The following is a 19,734-nucleotide window of genomic DNA, read 5'->3' as shown; positions in this document are numbered from 1 at the left end:
GAGGATGCCCCACACTGTCACCGGCCGGTTCGATGACGGCTCCGCCTACCAGGTGCAGATCACCGGGGACGCGGACCGGCCGGTGGTTGGCTCCGCCCGCGCGGCAGCGCTCGTCGAGCTGCATGCAGGCGAGCCGATCCTGCTGACGCCGACGGGGCCGCTGCGGGCGGTGTCTGGGGACGACGAGGACACCGTTCTCGCCGTCATCCGCCGGTACACCGACGTCAACGGAAGCAGCCGCGCAACACGAAAGAAGGAGTGATGGCCCAGGCCGGAGGACACAGTTGGCAAATCCTGGCCGTTGCGAGACGTCGGCTTCCATGGCGCGTTGAGGATCTCGGAGGCCGATAGCCCTGGCGGGGGCTCTCAGACGCACCACCCACAAGAGGGACATGACGTCCCTCGCTCCCACTCTCGGCCTGATGAGCTGTCTGATCAAAGACCGACTTCTGACGACCGGCGCTCGCTCCCGTGCGGACCCGCGGTCCCCTCACCTCCGGAGAGCCGATGGACGACACCAACACCGCGCGGCGCATCATCACCGAGGACGAATACCAGGACACGGTCGAGCTGCTTTGCGAAGTCGCCGGCCGACACGGGACCAGGCTCTCCGCCGACGCGGTGGTCCACATCATGGAGGCCCTCCTGGCGAGCGCCGGTCTCCTCGCTCCACCTCCGGCTCCGGAGCCTGGCACGTGCACCGCGCTCCTCCCCGACGACCAGGGCATGTGGTGGCAATGCGAGGAGGACCCCGGCCACGCCGACACGTCCCACAGCGACGGCGAATTCCGCTGGACCGACGAGCATCCCGAGGCCGTGCCGCCGCAGGGCTGACCCACCGATGAGCAAGCCAGACACCACGGTGCCGTTGGCGTAGCAAGCGGCCAACAATTCGCCAAGAGTGCCCCGGAGTCCGGGGCCATCTACCGTTCGATGGACAACGTCATCTCGGTGGATGCGTTGCGATCCTCACCAGGGAAGCCGTCCCCGTGAGACGGGCAGCACAGGACACTAACCAGTCAGCCTCCTCACTGTGCGCGCCGTGAACAGATACGGAATCGCCATCAAGGCACTCCCGAAGGGCGGCAAGCCGTTCAGGGACGACGACGAAGACCAGGACAAGGACACCGCGGCCACCGACGGTGCCGACACCGGCGCGCCGACGGACGATGCCCACCCGAGCACGGAGCCCGCCGCCGTCTCCAGCGAAGAGGCACCGGCTCCTGAGTCCGCCGACGAGGAGGTGCCCAACGAGGCGACCCCAGGCGACGGAGCTGCCGCTACCGAGAGTGCCGAGATGCAGGGTGACGAGCCCGCCCCCGGCCCGGAGGACGACGCGCGGCCGTGGTCCGGTGACATGTACGACGAGGGCGACGAGACCGATCCAGCCGACGCTTTCGCTGCCTACAAAGGCACCGACGGTGAAGAGGCATGGCTGGACCAGGCCCCAGACGGCACACTGACGGGGTGGGTTCGCGACGTCACCGGCCAGGTGTGGCGGTATACGGACCCGGATGTCTGGGCCATCGACGTCGACGATGCCCAGATGACCCGCACCCACAGCCAAGCCAACGACAGCAGCGGGGACGCAGCAGGCGAACACGGCGGGCAGGACACTCTGTTCCCGCCGAAGCAGAAGGAGCAGAACAAGTGGAGCTGAACCGCCAGAGGTATCTGGCGCTCCTCAACGAGGGCAAGGTCGCGTTCGCGACAGGAGACCCCTCCGACGCCTGCCCCTACGACCAGTACAGCGGCGACCAGGCACAGCAGTTCGGCGCCCGCTACTGGACCAAGGGATGGATCGCGGCACGCACGGCCGCCGAGGCGAAGATCCCCCAGGACCGGGTCAGCACAGGACAGTAATCAGGCGAGCACGGCACGGTCCCCGGCGGCCAACAGTCCACCCGCCGGAGGTTCCTCGCCGTGCCGACCGCCCCCACGCCCCGAACCCCTGCGCCCCGCAAGGGCATCTGCAGGGCCATCTTCGCCGTCACCGGCGTCGTCGACGAAGTCGCGGACCTGATCACCCCCGGCGCATTCGCCCACACCCTGGCGACCAGGCCCGTCAAAACAGTCTGGCACCACGAGTGGAAGGAGCCTGTCGGCGTCGTCCTTGAGATTGCCGAATGGCAGCCCGGTGACCCCCACTTCGCCGAAATCCCGAACTGGCCCGCCGGGGCCGGGGCACTCGTCGCGACCATCCAGTTCAACCTGCGCACGTCGAAGGGCCGCGACGTGTATGAGCAGGTGCGGCAGTGGCATAACCACGGGGAAGCCCAGTTTTCCATCGGTTACCGCGTCCCGCCGAGCGGCGCGACGAAGCGCTCCGACGGTGTACGCGTGATCCACAAGCTCGACTTGTACGAGGTCTCCCCGGTCCTTCACGGCGCGCACCCCATGACCAGGTCGCTGGAGGTCAAGGCCGACCCTGGATCGGCCGAGCTGGAGCACAAGACCACCTCGTCCAGCGGCCACATCGACGTCAAGGCCGCCGAGCAGCAGGTGGGCCAGGGCGTCATGGTCGCGCTCTATGTGCCCGCTGGCATCGCCGGGAAGATCGCCCGCCGCGACGGCACCGCCGCACGCGACCTGCACATCACCCTGGCCTACCTCGGCGACGCCGACCAGCTTCCCGGCCACCCCGACGACCTCTCCGGCATTGTCGCCGCAGCCCTCGACGGTGCCGCCCCGCTCACCGGGAAGATCGGAGGAATCGGCCGCTTCCCCGACACCGGAGCCGGCGAACCGGTGTTCGTCCCCGTCGACGTGCCTGGCCTGAGCGAACTCCGTGAGCGCGTCGTCAGCGCCTTGGCAGTGTCGCCCCTGTCCCGGACACTGCGCACGGACCACGGGTTCACCCCACACATCACCCTCGGCTACGGCCTGCCGGCGGATATCCCGGCCGTGCCGCCGATCCCCGTCACCTTCGACACCGTGCACGTCGTACGCGGCCCGGACGCTACCCCCATCCGCCTCACCGGCCCGGCCGCCGATGAGTCCTCTGCGGGTCCCGCACCTGCACGATTGAGCACGACTGACCTGCAGGCAAGCATCGAGACCGCCCGCGCCGCAGTGCTCGAAGCCAAGGCAGCAGGCGGACTCGGCAGCAACCATGCCACCGCCATCTACCCGGCCACCCGCGCCGCCAAGAGCAACAGCGCTCGCGCCGCCGTCCTCGAAGCCAAGTCCCGCATCACTCCTGGAGCCACCGTGTCGCCGATCCAGCCGCTGCCCGCCTCGTACGAGGAGATCCGAGACCGCGTCGGTGCAGCCGTCCGCCGCTTGCTCGCCACCGAAGACGGCACCTGGACGTGCGTCGAGGCAACCTACCCGGACCGCGCGATCGTCTCCGTCCACCAGGAAGGCGGCGACCCCGTCAACTACGCCGTGCCCTACGACAGCGCCGGCCCCGAAATATCCCTCGGGGCCCCGCAGCTCGTCGAGCTGACCACCGTGGTCATTCCGGACCAGGGGCCAGCACGCACGGCCGATAGCAGCGAGACCACAGACGGCAGGGTTGTCCGGCCGACAATGCGCGCCCTCGCGGACGCCACCGCCCGCATCCAGGCCGCCGACGGCGCCGAGCAGCTTGAGCCCGTGCGCACTACCGTCGGTGAACTCCTCGCCGCCCTCTCCTCCAAGGGTCTCGACATCGACCCCGACGACGAGGCCCACCAGGAGCAGCCTGTGGCCGCTTCGTCTCCGATGGCCGGCAGCGGCATCGACCTGTGGGACGACGACCCGTACGACGAGCCCCACGACTCCACGCCCGGCCTCGACGGCGGCATAGACGAGGACCCGGACGACGGCGAAGACGACGAAGACACCGTCCGCCTCGACCCTGCGGAAGTGAAAGCACAACTCGCCGCGATCCAGGGCTAACCACGACGACTCAGCCTCACCGTCACGCCGATACCCCGACCGGCCCTTCCTTCAGCTCACCACCCCGCCGAGAACAACAAAACAGCAGGTCAAAGCCCGTGTGCTGCCTTCCTTCGACATGTGAGGAACGGCAGCACGCGACGTTAACCACCCCCGCTCTCTCAAATGCCCCGCGTTGTCGGGTCGTCCCGGTGCTGGCCGGGCGAGCGACGCACGTCAACCGCACCCAGCATCAGGAGAGAGCACCCCGTGAGCACCGCCGTCCTCGAGAGCAAGAGCCTGGTCAAGAACCTCAAGGCCCAGCTCGCCGAGAAGTCCGCCGAAGCCGAGCGGATCTCCCAGACGTTCAAGGTGGAGGACAACGGTGGCTTCGTTGTCAGCACCGAGCAGGCCAACGCCTTCAAGAAGGTGTCCGCCCAGGCGATGGAGCTCAAGCAGCTCATCGCCGACGCTGAGGGCATGAGCGAGGTCAAGCAGTACCTCGCCGCCCCCGACTCCATACCCGCCGCCGGCCAGCATTACGGCCAGAAGCCGCTGGGCGCCGCGGAAGGCAAGTCCCTCGGTGACCTGTTCGTCGAGAGCGACGCTTACAAGAACGCCGCCCAGGCCGGATTCCGTGACCGTCCGTATGTTCGCGCGGAGATGGAGGGCAAGTCGATCTTCAGCCTGTCCGCCGGGACCGTCACACACCAGACCCTCGGCTCGGCGCAGAACCTGGGGATCGCCGAGCGCGAATATCGGAAGTTCCACATCCGGGACCTGTTCCCCAAGAGCAGCACCAAGCAGGCCGTGCTCTACGGCGCGCGCGAGACCGGCTGGACGAACAACGCCAAGCAGGTGAAGGAACGTTACGGCTCCGACGGCGTCAGCCCCGCGACCGGTGCCGATACCGACACCTGGGGCCGGGCACCCCGCTCGAAGCTCTCGCTCGTCCCGGTGATGTACCCGGTCAGCGAGATCGCGCACCTCCTCGACGCCCACAAGAACATCCTGTCGGACGAACCCAGGCTCAAGACCTTCATCAACTCGCGGATGATCGAGGGCGTGAAGTACCAGGAGGACTGGGACCTCCTGCACTCCGTCGGCGACGGTCAGAGCCTCACCGGTATCTTCAACACTCCTGGCGTCCAGCAGTACAAGGGCTTGAACACCGACCAGTACAGCGTCCAGATCCGGCGCAGCATCACCAAGGCCCTGCTCGCCGAATACGACCCCACCGGCATCGTCCTCAGCCCCACGATGTGGGAACACGTCGAGGTCGAAGAGGACAAGACCGGCGCCTTCCGCGTCGCCCTGCAGATCGCCGTCGGCGCAACCAAGCGCGTCTGGCGCCTGGACGTCGTCGAGACGACCGCGATGGCCGACGACAACTTCCTCGTCGGCGCGTTCGGGCTCGGCGCCCAGCTCCACGACAGGGAGTCCGTCTCCGTGACCGTCTCCTCGGAGAACGCCGACAACTTCGAGAAGGGCCTGATCACCTTCCGGGCCGACGAGCGTGTGGCCCTGGAGGTCCCGCGCCCCGAGTCCTTCGTGATCGGCACCTGGACCCAGCCCACCACCGGCTGACCCCGGCGAGGGGAGGCGCCGCCCACCGCCCTGGGCGGTGCCTCCCCTCCGTCCCTCTTCTGCACGACCTGACACAGAGGAATGCCCGGTGGCGGACAAGGAACTCGTCGGACTCGCCGGCGACCTGGATGCGCTGACCGAAGCGCCGGCCACCCGCAAGGGCCCGCCGTGCAGCGTCACGGCCGTGCTGGCGTCGGTCGACACGGAGACCGCGGCCGCGCTGCGCCGCATCCTCTGAGCCGACCGGCTCAGCACGCACGAGGACTAGACCGACGTTATGCCCGGCATCACGGGCCACGAGATGCATGTCAGCCGGTGGCTGGCGAAGCAGCGTCAGCGCGCCGCCAGGCCGGGGCTGAGTGGACGGGCAACGCGATCGTCTGGAGTAGCTCGGCATCGTGCCACTGCCCCTGGAGGCGACCAGAAAGGCCAGCAAGGGCGGCACCAAAGCCTTCGGCGACGCCTGCGCAGCGGGCCCGTACGAGCTCTATGGCGACCCCAGGGAGCACGTAGAGAGGCTGGAGGACGGGACCGAGGTGAAGCTGGCGGTGGGAGTATCGCGCGCCTCACCCACGCGACAACTCATTGTTGCTGCTTGCTAGTTCTCGCTAGGATCTCCGTCCATCGGCCCAAGCTGGCCGGGTGACCGGGCTGGAGGAGGACTAGTGAGTGGAATCGACGCATCCCAGTGGGCAGCATCCGCCGCGCAGGCACTCATCGCGTCCATGACGACCGACTTGTGGGCGAGCACTCGCGACCGCTTCGCGCGTCTGCTGTCCCGACGTCCTGATGCCACTGAGGACGTAGCTGAAGAGCTGGACGAGTCACGGCAGCAGCTGCTTGAGGCCGGGGCAACAGATGAAGCCCGCGAAGAAACTTCAACCGAGTGGGTCAGTCGTTTCCGCAGGACTCTGACCCGGGACCCCGCACTCCTGGACGAACTCCGTTCTCTCATTGCCGAACATGGGCTGGAAACTCCAACCGGCACCGGTGGTGTCACACAGAATGTCAGCGCCACGGGGGGCGGCATCGTCTTCAATCAGGGCACTGGCACCCAGACGAACCAGGTTCAGGCGAAGTGACTTCCCCTGAAGAGAACCCACAGAACATCCGGCAGAACATCCACGCGGATGACTCTGGCGTGGCCTTCGTTCAAGGAACAGGTGCCCAACACAACAACGTCACACAGAACTACTACGGCTCGGCGGGACTGCCCGCCACACCGGAGAATCTGTATCGGCAGGGCAAAATTAAGCTGAACGCGGGCGACGAGGAGGGTGAGCTATTTATTCTGGCCGCCGCAGAAGCAGGTCACGTCGAAGCCGTCAAGGAAATGCGCAAGATGGCCTCCGTCAGGTGGGCATACCTTAGCGAGGAGCGAGACCGCTGGAACCTGAAGCTCATCGAATTGGGTGTGCCCGATGGCTACGAAGACCTTGCCGCCTGCAAAAAACTCAGAATGAGTCATGCCGATACGGCGGATGAGCGGATGGAGCTACTAGAGGAAGCCATCTCCTATTACAAAAAGGCCATTGATTGCGGTTTGGAGGGCGCCACAGAAAATCTCGGTATGCTTCTCCATGACGAGGGTATGCATGAAGAGGCGATCCCCTACCTGGAGCGCGCCATCGTGCACATCAAGGATGAGGGAGATTTTGTCTGGGATGACGTAGAAGCAGCCCTCAGATCGGCACGCAAGGCACTAAAGAGACAGCAGCAGAAGGCCGGGCGAGAGCAACTGAGGGAAAGCGGTGCGCGGAGATGGTGGCGCCGAAACAGTTAAGTCTTTCCAGTTAGCTGTGGGCGGTTAGCCTGTCAGGCGGGATTCGAAGAAGCTCCTTGCGACGAGGGCCTGATCCCGCTCGTCAAGGGCCTTGACCCGCTACCTGGCTAACTGCGCAATCATGGCCGCGTAGGCGCCCACCAGATCCGACAGCTCCCGCTTCTCCTTGCGGACACAGGCCGACTCCTCGCGGAACTTGTCGAGCTCGGCCTCGGCTTGACCGGTTCGCTCATGCGCCAGGCGGCCTTGAACTCCGCCTGCTGTAACACCCCGTGTCCTTCCCGTAGCACGCGACCCAAGCGAGCACCGGCGCGCATCCTCCCTCGACCACCGCATCCGGAGGAAGGACACCATGGGTCTGTATCGCCAGGACGGCACCCGCATCACGAAGGCAAGTTTCCCCGCAGTCGCGCTCGACGATCCGCCTGTTCGGGTCACCGAAGACGTCTACGTTTCCGAGCCGTACGGGCGCGGGGACGGGCAACCCGAGGGCTCCAAGCGCTTCCTGCTGTACCCCGCCGGGACCATCGTCGCGCGCTCCGCCGTTGGCCGCCTGTTCACCTCGGCATCGATTGACAGCATCAGCCCCGCCAAGGGCCCTGCTGCAGGCAGCACCGCCATCACGATCAAGGGCGCCCACCTCGACGGCGTCTCCGCGGTGACCTTCGGCGGCACCGCCGGCACGGGCCTTCACGTCCGCTCGGCCACCGAACTGACCGTGACAACGCCTCCCGGTGCGGCCGGGCCAGTGTCCCTGGAACTCGCCGACGACAGCGGTGCCATCACCAAGGCCGACGGCTTCACCTACGAGGCCGCGGCCGGTGGCTGACCGGAGCTACAGGGGCCCCGTATGAAGCGGGGCCCTTCTCGGCTTACCCGCACCGCGCGACACAAGCCGAGTCCCCTGTGCAGGGTGCGCGCGTTCGGACTGACACCGCTTCGAGGAGCTACCCATGGCCACCACCGCCCGCACCCGCAAGACCGCCAAGGCGGCCTCCGAGGAGGCCCCGGCCGAGGCATCCGCCCCCGAGACAGACATCCTGCTGGCTGACTCGGCCCCTGCCGCGCCGGACGCCGCCCCACTGGAGCCGCCGCACGTCGACGAGTCCCCGGAGCCTCCGGCGCCGAGCCCGTATGTCACCCCGACCGAGGTCATCCCGGACGAGGAGAACTTGTCGGACATCATCCTCGACGACGCCACCGGGCAGCCGCCCGCCGACGTCGACGCCGTGTTCGTGCCGCTGACCCCGTTCGGCTCGACCCTCCAGTGCACCATCCGCCTAGTCGAGCGCACCTTCCTCGGGCCGCACCACAACCCCGTCACCCGGCTCCTCCAGCCCAAGGGTGCCGTGGTCTCCGAGGGCATCGCCGCCCGCATCCGCGAACGCCTCGACGCGCAGGCCGCGCGGACCAGCACCAACCAGTAAGGAGGCGAAGGGGTGTCGGTCTACGACCACAAGCCCATGTGGGCCGGGGCGCACTACGACCCGGCCCCGTCCGGCGGCGAGGTGACGCGACTCGACTTGTACGCCACGCCCGAGCGTGACGGGCCGGTGGTCGCATCGGCCGCACCCGCTGTCCGCCTCCGGGCCGGGGTGTACCGGTTCGACCTGCCCACCGTCCCTCCCGGCCGGTACTGGGGTGCGGTCACATTCACCCCCAACTCGGCCGGGCAACCTGTCACGGACACGTCGGTGCGCCTCGACCTCCCGACCGGTCAGGGCCTGGTCGGGTCGCCGGAAGCGGTCGCGGACACCCTCGGCGTCCCGCTTCCCCTCACCTCCGCCCAGCGCGCCGCCTACGAGGGGGAGATCCGCAACGCACATGCGGATGTCGCCGCGTACCTGAACCGCCCTCTGGTGCCGACGGCGACCACGCTGCGCGGCGTCACGCCTCGCTGGGCGGGTGCCCTCGACGACATCGACGCCTGGCTGGTCCACGTCGATGACATCGCCGAGGTGGTCTCCTACCGAACCAATTCGGACGGCACGTACGACGTGGATCTCCTCGTCGGTCTGAACGGTGCCCAGGAGGAAACGGTGGTGCGGTATGTCGTCGCGCATGCTGCCGAGTCCGTCCGGCAGCGGCCCGACCAGAGCGCGGGACCGGGCCGCCGGGTCTCCTCAGTGAGTGCCGAAGGACAGTCCATCTCGTACGACGCCGCGCCCACCACCGGGCAGGCGGGCGCCCTCCCCACGATCGACAGCCTCAACCGGCTGCGTCGCCTCGTGTTCCAGCCCTTGTCCCGCCCGTCGCGCGCCCCGTGGCCGTACTCGTCCAGCCGCACCCGCCGCTGGCGCTGATCAGAAGAAAGGAACGGGCCATGGGCGACCTGTACCAGTCGTACGCGGAGCTGGCGAGCGGCCAGATCGAAGGCATCCACTACCAGCGGACGTGGCGCATCTCCGCCTTCTCCAGCCTGCTGCACCTCGCCATCCACGGAGGCGGGATCGAGCAGGGCACCACCGAACTCGCCGACGCGGCGGCAGGCGACGTCCACGACTTCTACACCCTCGACGGATTCAAGGAAGCGGGCACCAACGCGGACCTGCACATCACGTCGACCCGATTCGACGAGCCGCAGGGCCTGGCGATGGCCAAGGCCGCAAGCCACATCGTGTCCTGGCACGGCGCAGCCGGCACCACGGCCATGACCTACCTCGGCGGGCTCGACTACAACCTGCGCGACCAGATCGGCGAGGCCCTGGCCCATGCGGGCTTCGCCGTCAGCGTGGCCGCCGAAGACCTCAACGGGAACGACCCGGCGAACATCGCCAACCGCGGCACCCGACGCATGGGCGTGCAGCTCGAACTCACCAACGCGCAACGCGCCCAGTTCTTCGAGAACGGCGACATGAGCCGCGCGAACCGGAAGAACACCACCACCGCCTTCACCACGTACATCACCGCAGTGACCACGGGCATTCGGCAGGCCCTCGTCACCCCGGGGAAGGGTTGACCCGGTGGCCGTCGTCCTCCCCAACCGGCTGCTGACCTTGTACGCGCTCGAGCACCCGTGGGCACGAGATGCGAACGGCGTCCCGGTGCCACCGGACCCGAACCAACGGTCCGAGCCGCGTGGCACCCGGCCCGGCTCTGCGCTGGAGCAGCCGGACGGCACATGGTCCCTGCGTCTGGACCCTGCCGCCTGGCCCGTGGAGCCCGGCGACGTCGTCGGCGACGAGACCGGCATGACGTGGACCGTCACCACCGCCCGCGTCCACCGGGTGCCCGGCTGCCCGGCCGCCGACTACGTCCAGGTAACCGCCACCCGCAACCCGCCGGAAGCGCCGTGACATGGCGAAATTCACCCCGAATCCCGCGCTGGAGACGCTGCTGGCGCGAATGATCGCCCCCCACGTCCAGCGCATCGCCTACCAGGTCGAAGTCGAAGCCAAGCGCCTCGCCCCGCCCACGAAACGGTGGGTCACGATGGCCGACGACAAGGTCCGGCCCACCCACATCCAGGCGCAGGGCCAAGTCGTGCCCGGCAACCTGCGCTTCACGATCAACAGCATGGACTGGGACCGCAAGCACCGCGGCGTCGGCCTGAACACCTACATGCTCCAGCCCCGCGACCAGTCCTCCCGCGCCGTTGCGAACCTGAAGAACTGCCGATGCGCAACGGCGATCGATCCGGAAGGCATCGCCCGGAACATCAGCACCGGCCAGCCGATCATCACCGGCAATAAGGTCACTGTGACCGTCACCGCGCGCGGCCCGATGGTCGTCGAGGCCGAAGTGGGCACCGTCTATCCGGGCAACCTGATCGCCGACGGCGCCCACTTCATGGCCCGCGCCGCGGCGATCGTGGCCGCCCGACACTGACACGGCCGGAGAGGGTGCCGTGCAGTCGCCCCCTCCGGCGGGAGCCCGCGACGCAAGCACCCACCGCTGCTCACAGTGCGCGGCATGACTACGAAGAGCCCCACCAAGACCGCCACGCCGGAGGCCCCGGCCGACGAGGTCAAGACCGGCCACTCCACCCCCGCCCTCGGCGCGGGGATGGAGACCATCACCCTGTCTCACCACCTCAATATCGAGGGCACCAGCTACCTGCCGGGCGCCAAGATCCGCGTGCCCTCCGACTACGCCCGCCGCCTGCGCCGGCAGGGCTACGTCGCCCGCACCTGATGGCCGCGACGTACGAACTCGCCCATGCCGATCCGGTCTCGGTGCTCCTCACCTGGCTGCAACAGCACCCGCGCGTGGCCGAGGCCCTGGGCGGTCCCGGCCGCGTGTCCGGGATCTCCGAGGCGCCGTGGCCGCACCTGCGTGTCACCCACGGGCCCGGAGGGGACATGCGCACGTTGACGTGGGCGACGGAGCCCGAGGTGACCCTGGAGGTGTACGGCGACCCCGGCGGCTGGCCGGGGCAGGCCGAACTGCGGCGGATCATCCTCGTTTGCGCGGCCGCCGCCACCGAGTTGCCCGGCATCCCGCACACGCCCGGCCAGCCGGTCGTCAGCGGTGTCCGCCCCTCCGGCACCCTCCTGTGGTCCCCGCTCGTCGACGGGCAGCCACGATGGCTCCTCGGCCTGCTGGTCACCCTGCACCCGTAGGCGAGGGCCCGGCTGTGGACACCTATGACGAGGGGGTGCGCCTGCACCTCGTGCCCCTACGGCAGAAGCAGACGAAGGAGTTTGTCGCCGAGTGGCACCGGCACCACCGGCCGCCGCCCGGCGCCGTCTTCACCGTCGGTGCCGCCGATCAGCACGGCATGCTGCGGGCCGTCGCGATCGTCGGGCGCCCCGTCGCCCGGCACCTCGACGACGGCGAAACCCTGGAGGTCACGCAGGTTATCTAGACATCTCACGGGGCTAAGGCGTCAAGCGGCGAGGTCCACGGCGGGCGCGAGGGCCGCCACGGAAGGCGGGTCGGGAAGGGGCTCCCTTCCCGACCCGCCTACACGAGAGGCACCCTCTCCTGTTGACCGGATGGGCTACCGAACGTCGTACGACATACCCGTTGCGCCGATTCCCGACGGGCACTCGGCCTTGTTGTACTCCCAGCGCCAGTACGGGCTGCTGGCGTAGGAGCGGCCGTTGCCGCACTTCACGTAGACACTCACGTCAATCCCCATGCCCTGACAGTTGGCGTGGGCCCGCCCCCGGCCGTACGCGTAATCGATCCAGGTCGAGCAGGCAGCAGCAGCATCCCTCTGCGTCCCCGTGGCCGAAGCCGCAGTGGCCGTTCCCGGGGCAATGATCCCCGCCAGCATCAGGCCGGCAGTTGCTGCGGATATGCGTCGGAAGTTCATGATTCTCCCTGGTCTCGTTGATGAGCTCGTCGCAGCGCCGACGACAGAACTGTGCGGCGCTACTGCGCGGCGTTGTTTAGCCTCGCCTGGTTCTCGCCGTGCAGTGAGAGCAAAACGCGCCGTTGCCATCGCTCCACGCCGACTTCGCCGCCTCCAAGCCGGCGAAGTCCTCGGACTCCGCCTCGCCCTTCCTGACCGAGCGTGATTCTGATTACAAGTAGCCACTTGTTACTTCGCCGTAGCTTCGGGAAGGCTGGGTCGGTTCGACCGAACCAAAGTCGGCACCTGCCAGACATGGCGCACATGCCTGACAACCCCTCGGATACCTGTGAGGCATGTACCTGAACAGGGCACTTGCCTCACATGCCTGACACCCACTTCTCACCCGAGATAACTCGCACGGCAACCGACGGCGTCCGCAACGCCAACAGCTTGCCTACGGGGCCTGCTGGCGCGCGGCACAGGCCCTGGGCTACTCCCGTCTGATCACGTACACACAGGACGGCGAGTCCGGTGCAAGCCTGCGCGGTGCCGGGTGGCGGATCATCGCGCAGCGACCGCCCCGCGGCGGCTGGCACTGCGCGAGCCGCCCTCGTACGCCGCGTGGAACGGAGAACGTCGCTCGGACCCTCTGGGAGGCCCCGTAGCGCTCCGGCCAGCGCGCGACGTTAGTCTCCCGCTCTCCCCAAGGTTCCGGGGCCCGATCACCGGACCCCCAGGGAGCAGCCCCTCATGGCAGGCGAGACCGCCAACAACAACGAAATCGTCATCCCCTCGCTCACCCGCGTGTGGCTGGCCGAAGTCGGTACCGCAGCGCCGGCCGACGCCACCGTCGCGATGCCCGCGGGCTGGCGCGCTGTGGGCCTCACTACCGAGGACTCGCTGAAGTTCAACAACGAGCCGAACTTCGAGCAGGTCCGCAGCGCTCAGTCCTCGTACCCGACCCGGACCTTCCAGACTCAGGACGCGTCGACCATCGAGGTCGACCTCCAGCAGTGGTCCGGCGAGAACTTCCGGGCCGTGTACGGCGGTGGTCAGATCGACACGGTCACGGCCGCCGACAGCAAGAAGCACTACAAGTTCACGCCGCCGCGGATCGGCTCGCGTACCGAGATCGCCGCGTGCATCGAGGTGATCGACGGTGGCAAGAGCTACCGCTACATGGTCCCGCACTCCATGCAGATGGAGGGCGTGAACACCGAACTCGCCAAGACGAAGGAAGCAGTCCTGCCCCTCCGGCTGGCCGTGCAGGGCGGCGACGACTCCGACGCCTGGTACGTCATCACCAACGACCCGAGCTTCGCGCCCGCCCCGGCCGCACCCCCGGCGGCCGGCTGACCTCTTGCTGCGGCAGCGCGCGACACAAGCTCCACCGGCTTGCCAGTGTCCGCGCGCTGTCGCACACCGCGACTCAGCCCGCACACCCGAGAGGCCAGCGCTTCATGTCCTTCGTCATCGACCTCGACGCCGCCGAGCGCCGGGAGGTCCAGTACCCCCACGGCATACCGGTCAAGTACCGTGAGGAGCAGTTCATCTACCCGGCGGAGCTGCCGGCTAAGACGCTCGACCCTCTACTTTCCGACGACCTCGACCTCGTCGGACTCCTGCGCGACGTCGTCGAAGCCAGTGAGAACCCGACCGCTTCCGTCGTCATCGACCTCATCTTCAAGCGCCCTCACCTGCCGCGCCGGTTCGTCGAGGCTATCTACGAGGTGCACCGCATCCTCCTGGGCAAGGAGGAGTACGAGCGGTTCGAGGCGCTGGGCCCCTCTCTCCCCACTTACGTCCGCCTCACCATGGGCCTGATCAAGGTCTACGGCGTTGACCTGGGAAAGTCCTTCGGACTGGTCGGCTCCTCCGAGAGCGCTGGGGAGACGTCGAGTCCGACCTCAGCCGATTCCACGGGCTCGACGCCCGCGGACTCTGGCGACAGCCAGGAGAGCCCGGCTTCCTCGGACTGAGGCGTCTGATCGTCCTGATCGACGGCCTCCCCGAGGACTCCCGCGTCCAGTCCGCCCAGATCAACGGGTGGACCAAGGAGACAGAGCTCCTGGCGCAGCTGATCGAAGAGGTCAGCATCCTGGCCGCCGACCGGCGACGTGACGAACCAACGTCCATCCCTCGCCCGTTCAACCCCGCCGACGCCGCCCCCCAGCGGTCCGGCGCGCAGCCGCAGCCGCAGCCCGCCCCCAAGCTCACGGGGCACCGGCAGATGCTCACGGCCGCGATGCAGAGAGGAATGGTCCGCAGTGGCTGAGGGCCTGCAGGCCGGCCGCCTTGACGTGCCGGTCGTCGCCGACCTCGCCGGGTTCGCACGCGAACTGCGCACAAAGGTCGAGGCAGCCGCCGAGGGCCTGGCCGTCAAGGTCAAAGTCAAGGTCGACTCCAAGGGCCTGCGCAAGAAGCTCGAGTCCGCCGTCAAGGAGGCGTCGAAGGGCGTCAGCGCCAAGGTCAAGATCAAGGTCGACGACCAGCGGCTCCGCGCCGAGCTGGACAACATCGCGCGGCGCATCGCCAGTACAGACGTACGCGTCCCGGTCCGGCCCGACGGTGACTCCGACGGCAACGGCCGCGGCGGAGGTCTGCTCTCGGGCATCCGCAACCTGATCCGCGGCGCGCAGGGTGAGGCCGACCGCACACCGGTCAACGTGCCGGTGCGGATGCAGATGCCGCGCGGCCGCAGGTCGATGCGGATGCTCGGCATCGGTTCCCTGCTCGCCCTGGCACAGCCCGCCGTCGCCGCACTCACCCAGTACGGAGCCGGGCTGACCGCACTCGTCTCCGCAGCCGCGCCCGCCGTCGGCGTCCTTGGCGCGATACCCGGCCTGATCGTCGCGACCGGCACCGCGGCAATCGGGACGAAAGTGGCCTTCAGCGGGTTTGGCGAGGCCCTGAAGCAGACCCTCAAGGCACAGCAGCAGGCCGCCTCCGGCGCCCAGCAGACCAAGGCCCAGCAGGAGGCCCTGACCCAGTCCCTCGACGGGCTGTCCGCCTCAGCCCGCAAGACCGTTACGACGGTCGGGAGCCTGAGCGGCGCATGGCGCAAGATGCGCCAGTCCGTGCAGGAACGTTTCTTCTCGCAGGTCGCGAACGAGATCAAGCCGCTGTCGTCCGCGGTGCTGCCCTTGCTGAAGGACTCGCTGGGCGACACCGCAGGCCAGATGGGCAACCTGGCCAAGCGCGGCGCGCAGTTCATGCAGTCCGGCCCGTTCCGCCGGGACTTCAAGAAGATCGCGGCCACCAACAGCACGGCCATCGGGCACATGACCGATGGGCTCGCGAACCTCGGCCACGCGAGCCTCGATTTCCTGGTGGCCTCCGGCCCTTTCGTCGAGCGGGTCAGTGGCGGCGTCGAACGCTTCACGCAGTGGACGCGCGCCTCTGTCCAGGCCGGACGCGAGACCGGCTCCCTGGCCAAGTTTCTTGATCACGCCGGCGACAAGGCCAGTCAGCTCGGCCGCTCCACCTGGGATCTGGTCAAGGGCCTCGGGGGTGTAGGCAAGGCCGCGCAGGACAGTGGCAACGCTCTGCTCGACGGGTTCGAGGGCACCATGATCCGCTTCAAGCGGTGGGCGAACTCGGCCAAGGGTCAGACGTCGATGAAGCAGTTCTTCAGCGACGCGGGCCCCACCTTCCACGAATTGAACCGCCTCGTCGGCGACTTCTTTCTCGGCCTGGGCCGGGCAGCGAAGGACAACGGCGTCACCGATCTGATCCGGCAGATCAGGACGCAGCTGATGCCGGCCCTCGGGACCTTCTTCGATTCGATCGGTCATTCGATCGGTCCCGCGCTGATCAGTCTGGTCTCCAACCTGGCCATCGCAATCGGAAACCTCTCCGCCGCCGGGACCGGCCTTGGCGTCCTCCTGGCCGCCTTCAACGGCTTGCTGCACGTCTTCAACTCGCTGATGGGCGCGATCCCTGGCGCGAACACCGCGCTGGCCGCCCTCCTCGGCACGATGCTCGCGCTGAAGGTGATCAGCGGAGTCACGAGCATGCTGCGCGGCTTCGGCACGTCAATCATGGCCGCGGGCCAGTCCATGAACGCCACGGTGGGCGTCCTGCGCAACGGCACTGCCGTGGCCGGGCAGCAGGTCTCCGTCTGGAACCAGATGCGCACCGCCTACCGGGGGGCAGCCGCCGATGGCGGTCGGCTGTCGGGGACCCTGCGCGGCATCGGAGCCGCGAACCGGGTGGCGTCGAGCGCCGTGGGCGGCATGGTGTCCGCGCTCGGCGGCCCCCTCGGTATCGCCATTGCCGGCGTCACCATCGGGCTCGGGCTCCTCGCCGCGAAGCAGGAGGCCGCAGCCCGTGCGGCAGCCGCGCACGAGGAACGCATCAACTCCCTGGCCCAGGCCCTCGCAGACTCGAACGGGCAGATCGACGCGAATGTCAGGGCGCAGGCGGCGCAGTACCTCCAGGACGTCAAGCTCTCCAGCGGCAAGGGCAAGCTCGTCGATGTCCTCCGCAGTGCGGACGTCTCCCTCAAGCAGGTCACGGACGCCTACCTCGATCAGGGCGGCTCCATCGAGGGGCTGGAGAAGAAGCTGCGCGGCCTCGCGAAGGAGACGGAGCACTACGTCTCGATGGGGCCCAAGGCTGACGTCCTGAAGATGACGCCCCAGGGCGAGAAGTACAAGGCGGCCGCCGACGCCCTCAAGGACATGAGCGGTGAGCTGGACAAGTCGAAGTCCAAGGCGAAGGAACTGAACGAGGCGGTCAACGGATCGGCCAGCACCGGCACGTCCGCTTACAGCCGGCTCCAGGCCGCCGTGCAGGGCTTCAGTGACAAGACCAAGAGCGCGGACGAGCGGGTGGACGCCCTGCGGCGCGCTCTCAACGCCCTCAACGGCAACCAACAGTCGTTCCACGACGCAACAGCCCAGCTCAACAGCGTGATGCTGCAGATCGACGACACGATGAAGGGCAACATCGACAAGGCCGAGGGCTGGGGCCAGGCTCTCGTCGACAATGACGGGCTGGTGAACACTGCCACCCGCAACGGCCAGAGCCTGAACAGCCAGCTCTCCGAGCTGCGTGACGCGATGCTCGGAGTCGCTACCCGTGCGCAGGAAGCTTCCGAGCAGGGCCTTATGCCCATGTCCGAGGCCATGAACAAGGGGCAGGAGGCCATGGAGCGGGCCCGCGCGAAGGCGATCCAGCTCGCGATGGACATGGGCATTCCCGAGCAGCAGGCCAAGGCGCTCGCGGACCAGATGGGGTTCATCCCGGAGACCGTCACCACGCTGATGACCACCCAGGGCATCCCGCAGGCCACCGCCGAAGTCCTCGGTCTGCGTGGTCAGCTCGAGGGCCTCGGCAGCGGAAAGTCGATCACCGTGTCCGCGCCCACGGCGGAGGCGCGGGCACAGCTCCAGGCGCTCGGCTTCCAGGTGCAGGTGCTGCCCGGCGGCAAGCAGGTGACGATCACCGCGCCGACCGATGGCGCGCGCCTGAGCATCGCCGCCCTGGCCCAGGACATCGCCAACGCCCCGAACCGGAAGGACGTGACGGTCAACGCCATCGTCCAGCAGGCGACAGGCGACCTCACCTCGATCCGCAACCAGGTGGCGGGCCTGCCCCCCGGCAAGACGCTGAAGATGGAGGCGCCGACCGCGACGGCGCAGCAGGCGATCAGGGATCTCGGCTACAAGGTCAAGGAACTCAAGGGCAAGCAGATCGAAATCACGGCGCCGAACTCGACACCGATCCAGCAGGTCCAGGCGATCCAGAACAAGATCAACAGCCTGACCGGCAAGACGGTCACCGTCACGGTGGAGTACACGACGTCGGGAAAGCCCTACGTCTCCGAGCACGCGGACGGTGGAATCCTGCGGTTCGCCAACGGTGGCATCCGCCGCGCCGGTAGTCGCATCCAGGCGTTCGCCTCCGGGAGCGAGCGGCACGTCGCGCAGATCGCGCGGCCCGGCGAGTGGCGCCTGTGGGCCGAGCCGGAGACCGGGGGCGAGGCGTACATCCCCCTCAGCTCCGCCAAGCGGACCCGGTCCAAGCAGATCGTCGAAGAGGTTGTGCGGCAGTTCGGCGGTGTCGTCGCGTGGGCGAACGGCGCCCTTCGCCAGTACGCCGGCGGCGCGGTCGCTGTCAACCGCGGCACCCGCTCGGCGGCGCCGCGGGCCTCCGTTCCGCAGGCGGCCACTCCCGCCCTCATCGGCGGGGACCTCAACCTCACGATGACCGGCCGCCCCATGAACCCAGGAGAAGCCCTGAACGACGCGATGTTCGAGCTGCGCCGCATACGTATGGGAGGCGCACATGTCGCTGGCTGAGGGCGAGTGGAAGCTGTCGTACAACTCCAACGGGGTGCACCCCGCCGCCTCGTTCACGTTCGGCACCGTCCGAACCGGCTACTACCTGACCGATGCGTTCGAGATCACGTACGGCGACATCGACACCGGGGACACCCCCATGCCACGCGCCGACGGCGTCCGCTTCGGCCAGGACTTCAAGTCCGCGGCCGCCATCACGTTCGAGGTCGGCGTCGACGCGGTCGACGACGCCCCCACGCAGCAGGGTCGCCATGGGGCGAACCTCGACCGGCTGTCGGTGATGGGCCAGGCGTGGGATGCCGAGGCGCTGCGCCTGCGGTTCGCCACGCCGGCGGTGCTGTCCACCGTGCAGGGCGGCCGCGCCCGCCGCTTCTACGGCCGTCCCCGTAAGTGGGCGCCGGCCGCGTCGAAGCTGACACGCCAGGGCTACACACCGGTGGCGTGCACCTTCGTGTGCCAGGACGACACCGCGTACGACGAGGTCGAGCAGGTCGCCCGCGTCGACATCCAGCCCCCGCCGCACCCCGGTCTCGTGGGACCCCTGACGACGCCGCTGACGATGACTGGCCGGAGTAAGGGAGTGGTGCAGGGTGACCGGATCGTGGGCGGCACCAAGGCGACCTGGCCCGTGATCACGATCTACGGGCCCATCACCCAGCCCGCCTGCGAAGTCGTCGACCGGTGGAAGGTGAGTTTGGACCTGACGCTCAACGTGGGCGAGCGCGTGGTCATCGATCCTCGGCCGTGGGCACGGACGGTGCTGCGCAACGGCAACGCGAGCGTTGCCGGGCTGCTGTACCGCGGCTCGCCGCGCCTGGAGGACATGCGACTACCCGTAGGCCGACAGGACTTCGTGCTGCACGGGACAGATGCGACGGCAACCGCGTACATGACGGTGGCCTGGCGGGACGCCTACGCGCACCTGTAGCCGGGCCAAGATCATTCCTGCCCAATTG

Annotated in this window: 24 protein-coding genes; 23 read left to right on the top strand and 1 reads right to left on the bottom strand. The window is 68.2% G+C overall.

The annotated features are described in order from the left end of the window. Positions 1 to 4 precede the first annotated feature (4 nt). The 18 genes from IE295_RS30205 (at position 5) to IE295_RS30120 (ending at position 12,038) form a co-directional block, all read left to right on the top strand. Positions 5 to 262, top strand: a complete 258-nt coding sequence (locus IE295_RS30205; protein WP_190066968.1) for a hypothetical protein — start codon at positions 5 to 7, stop codon at positions 260 to 262. A 245-nt stretch (positions 263 to 507) separates the two neighbouring features. Beyond that, on the top strand, positions 508 to 834 hold the full coding sequence (locus IE295_RS30200; protein WP_190066967.1) for a hypothetical protein: 327 nt from the start codon (positions 508 to 510) through the stop codon (positions 832 to 834). Between the two features lie 199 nt (positions 835 to 1,033). After that, positions 1,034 to 1,660: a hypothetical protein gene (locus IE295_RS30195; protein ID WP_190066966.1), complete on the top strand. Its 627-nt coding sequence runs from the start codon at positions 1,034 to 1,036 to the stop codon at positions 1,658 to 1,660. Then, positions 1,651 to 1,863, top strand: a complete 213-nt coding sequence (locus IE295_RS30190; RefSeq protein WP_190066965.1) for a hypothetical protein — start codon at positions 1,651 to 1,653, stop codon at positions 1,861 to 1,863. Before IE295_RS30195 ends, IE295_RS30190 begins: the two co-directional genes overlap by 10 nt. Before the next feature lie 60 nt (positions 1,864 to 1,923). After that, complete coding sequence (locus IE295_RS30185; RefSeq protein ID WP_190066964.1) at positions 1,924 to 3,882, top strand: 2'-5' RNA ligase family protein; 1,959 nt, start codon at positions 1,924 to 1,926, stop codon at positions 3,880 to 3,882. A 249-nt stretch (positions 3,883 to 4,131) separates the two neighbouring features. Next, on the top strand, positions 4,132 to 5,448 hold the full coding sequence (locus IE295_RS30180; RefSeq protein WP_190066963.1) for a phage major capsid protein: 1,317 nt from the start codon (positions 4,132 to 4,134) through the stop codon (positions 5,446 to 5,448). Positions 5,449 to 5,536: 88 nt separating this feature from the next. Continuing rightward, positions 5,537 to 5,686, top strand: coding sequence for a hypothetical protein (locus tag IE295_RS30175; protein WP_190066962.1), 150 nt, complete (start codon positions 5,537 to 5,539; stop codon positions 5,684 to 5,686). A gap of 427 nt (positions 5,687 to 6,113) precedes the next feature. After that, positions 6,114 to 6,530, top strand: a complete 417-nt coding sequence (locus IE295_RS30170) for a hypothetical protein (RefSeq protein WP_190066961.1) — start codon at positions 6,114 to 6,116, stop codon at positions 6,528 to 6,530. Further along, positions 6,527 to 7,231 carry a tetratricopeptide repeat protein gene (locus tag IE295_RS30165; RefSeq protein WP_190066960.1) on the top strand — a complete coding sequence of 235 codons (705 nt, stop codon included), beginning with the start codon at positions 6,527 to 6,529 and terminating at the stop codon, positions 7,229 to 7,231. The genes IE295_RS30170 and IE295_RS30165 overlap by 4 nt, the downstream gene beginning before the upstream one ends. Positions 7,232 to 7,583: 352 nt before the next feature. Next, a complete protein-coding gene (locus tag IE295_RS30160) occupies positions 7,584 to 8,060 on the top strand; it encodes an IPT/TIG domain-containing protein (protein ID WP_190066959.1) in 477 nt (158 codons plus the stop codon). 124 nt (positions 8,061 to 8,184) lie between these two features. Continuing rightward, positions 8,185 to 8,658 (top strand): hypothetical protein, encoded by a 474-nt coding sequence (locus IE295_RS30155; protein ID WP_190066958.1) that lies wholly within the window; start codon positions 8,185 to 8,187, stop codon positions 8,656 to 8,658. A gap of 12 nt (positions 8,659 to 8,670) precedes the next feature. Beyond that, positions 8,671 to 9,534, top strand: coding sequence for a hypothetical protein (locus tag IE295_RS30150; RefSeq protein WP_190066957.1), 864 nt, complete (start codon positions 8,671 to 8,673; stop codon positions 9,532 to 9,534). 20 nt (positions 9,535 to 9,554) lie between these two features. Then, positions 9,555 to 10,190, top strand: a complete 636-nt coding sequence (locus IE295_RS30145; RefSeq protein WP_190066956.1) for a poly-gamma-glutamate hydrolase family protein — start codon at positions 9,555 to 9,557, stop codon at positions 10,188 to 10,190. A 4-nt stretch (positions 10,191 to 10,194) separates the two neighbouring features. Further along, positions 10,195 to 10,527 (top strand): hypothetical protein, encoded by a 333-nt coding sequence (locus IE295_RS30140; protein WP_190066955.1) that lies wholly within the window; start codon positions 10,195 to 10,197, stop codon positions 10,525 to 10,527. A gap of 1 nt (position 10,528) precedes the next feature. Further along, the gene (locus IE295_RS30135) at positions 10,529 to 11,059 is read left to right on the top strand and encodes a hypothetical protein (RefSeq protein WP_190066954.1); all 531 of its coding nucleotides are present in this window, start codon (positions 10,529 to 10,531) and stop codon (positions 11,057 to 11,059) included. 84 nt (positions 11,060 to 11,143) lie between these two features. After that, positions 11,144 to 11,365, top strand: coding sequence for a hypothetical protein (locus tag IE295_RS30130; RefSeq protein ID WP_190066953.1), 222 nt, complete (start codon positions 11,144 to 11,146; stop codon positions 11,363 to 11,365). Then, positions 11,365 to 11,793 carry a hypothetical protein gene (locus IE295_RS30125; RefSeq protein ID WP_190066952.1) on the top strand — a complete coding sequence of 143 codons (429 nt, stop codon included), beginning with the start codon at positions 11,365 to 11,367 and terminating at the stop codon, positions 11,791 to 11,793. The genes IE295_RS30130 and IE295_RS30125 overlap by 1 nt, the downstream gene beginning before the upstream one ends. A gap of 14 nt (positions 11,794 to 11,807) precedes the next feature. Continuing rightward, on the top strand, positions 11,808 to 12,038 hold the full coding sequence (locus IE295_RS30120) for an XF1762 family protein (RefSeq protein ID WP_224323478.1): 231 nt from the start codon (positions 11,808 to 11,810) through the stop codon (positions 12,036 to 12,038). Positions 12,039 to 12,173: 135 nt separating this feature from the next. On the opposite strand, the gene IE295_RS30115 is transcribed toward IE295_RS30120, so the two are convergent. Beyond that, entirely contained in the window at positions 12,174 to 12,491 is a 318-nt protein-coding gene (locus IE295_RS30115; protein WP_190066951.1) for a hypothetical protein, read from the bottom strand. A 467-nt stretch (positions 12,492 to 12,958) separates the two neighbouring features. Here IE295_RS30115 and IE295_RS34595 point away from each other — a divergent pair, with 467 nt between their 5' ends. The 5 genes from IE295_RS34595 to IE295_RS30095 all read left to right on the top strand — a co-directional run bounded on the left by IE295_RS34595 (position 12,959) and on the right by IE295_RS30095 (position 19,706). After that, positions 12,959 to 13,138, top strand: coding sequence for an XF1762 family protein (locus tag IE295_RS34595; RefSeq protein ID WP_372479569.1), 180 nt, complete (start codon positions 12,959 to 12,961; stop codon positions 13,136 to 13,138). Between the two features lie 85 nt (positions 13,139 to 13,223). Continuing rightward, positions 13,224 to 13,829 (top strand): phage tail tube protein, encoded by a 606-nt coding sequence (locus IE295_RS30110; RefSeq protein ID WP_190066950.1) that lies wholly within the window; start codon positions 13,224 to 13,226, stop codon positions 13,827 to 13,829. Positions 13,830 to 13,933: 104 nt separating this feature from the next. Next, positions 13,934 to 14,452: a hypothetical protein gene (locus IE295_RS30105; protein ID WP_190066949.1), complete on the top strand. Its 519-nt coding sequence runs from the start codon at positions 13,934 to 13,936 to the stop codon at positions 14,450 to 14,452. A 288-nt stretch (positions 14,453 to 14,740) separates the two neighbouring features. Continuing rightward, positions 14,741 to 18,778, top strand: a complete 4,038-nt coding sequence (locus IE295_RS30100; RefSeq protein WP_190066948.1) for a hypothetical protein — start codon at positions 14,741 to 14,743, stop codon at positions 18,776 to 18,778. Then, the gene (locus tag IE295_RS30095) at positions 18,765 to 19,706 is read left to right on the top strand and encodes a hypothetical protein (RefSeq protein WP_190066947.1); all 942 of its coding nucleotides are present in this window, start codon (positions 18,765 to 18,767) and stop codon (positions 19,704 to 19,706) included. The genes IE295_RS30100 and IE295_RS30095 overlap by 14 nt, the downstream gene beginning before the upstream one ends. Positions 19,707 to 19,734 lie beyond the last annotated feature (28 nt).

This window comes from Streptomyces griseocarneus (assembly GCF_014655595.1).
Lineage (GTDB): Bacteria > Actinomycetota > Actinomycetes > Streptomycetales > Streptomycetaceae > Streptomyces > Streptomyces griseocarneus.
The sequence above is the reverse complement of the archived record's forward strand: the minus strand, read 5'-3'. Positions and strand labels throughout refer to the sequence as shown.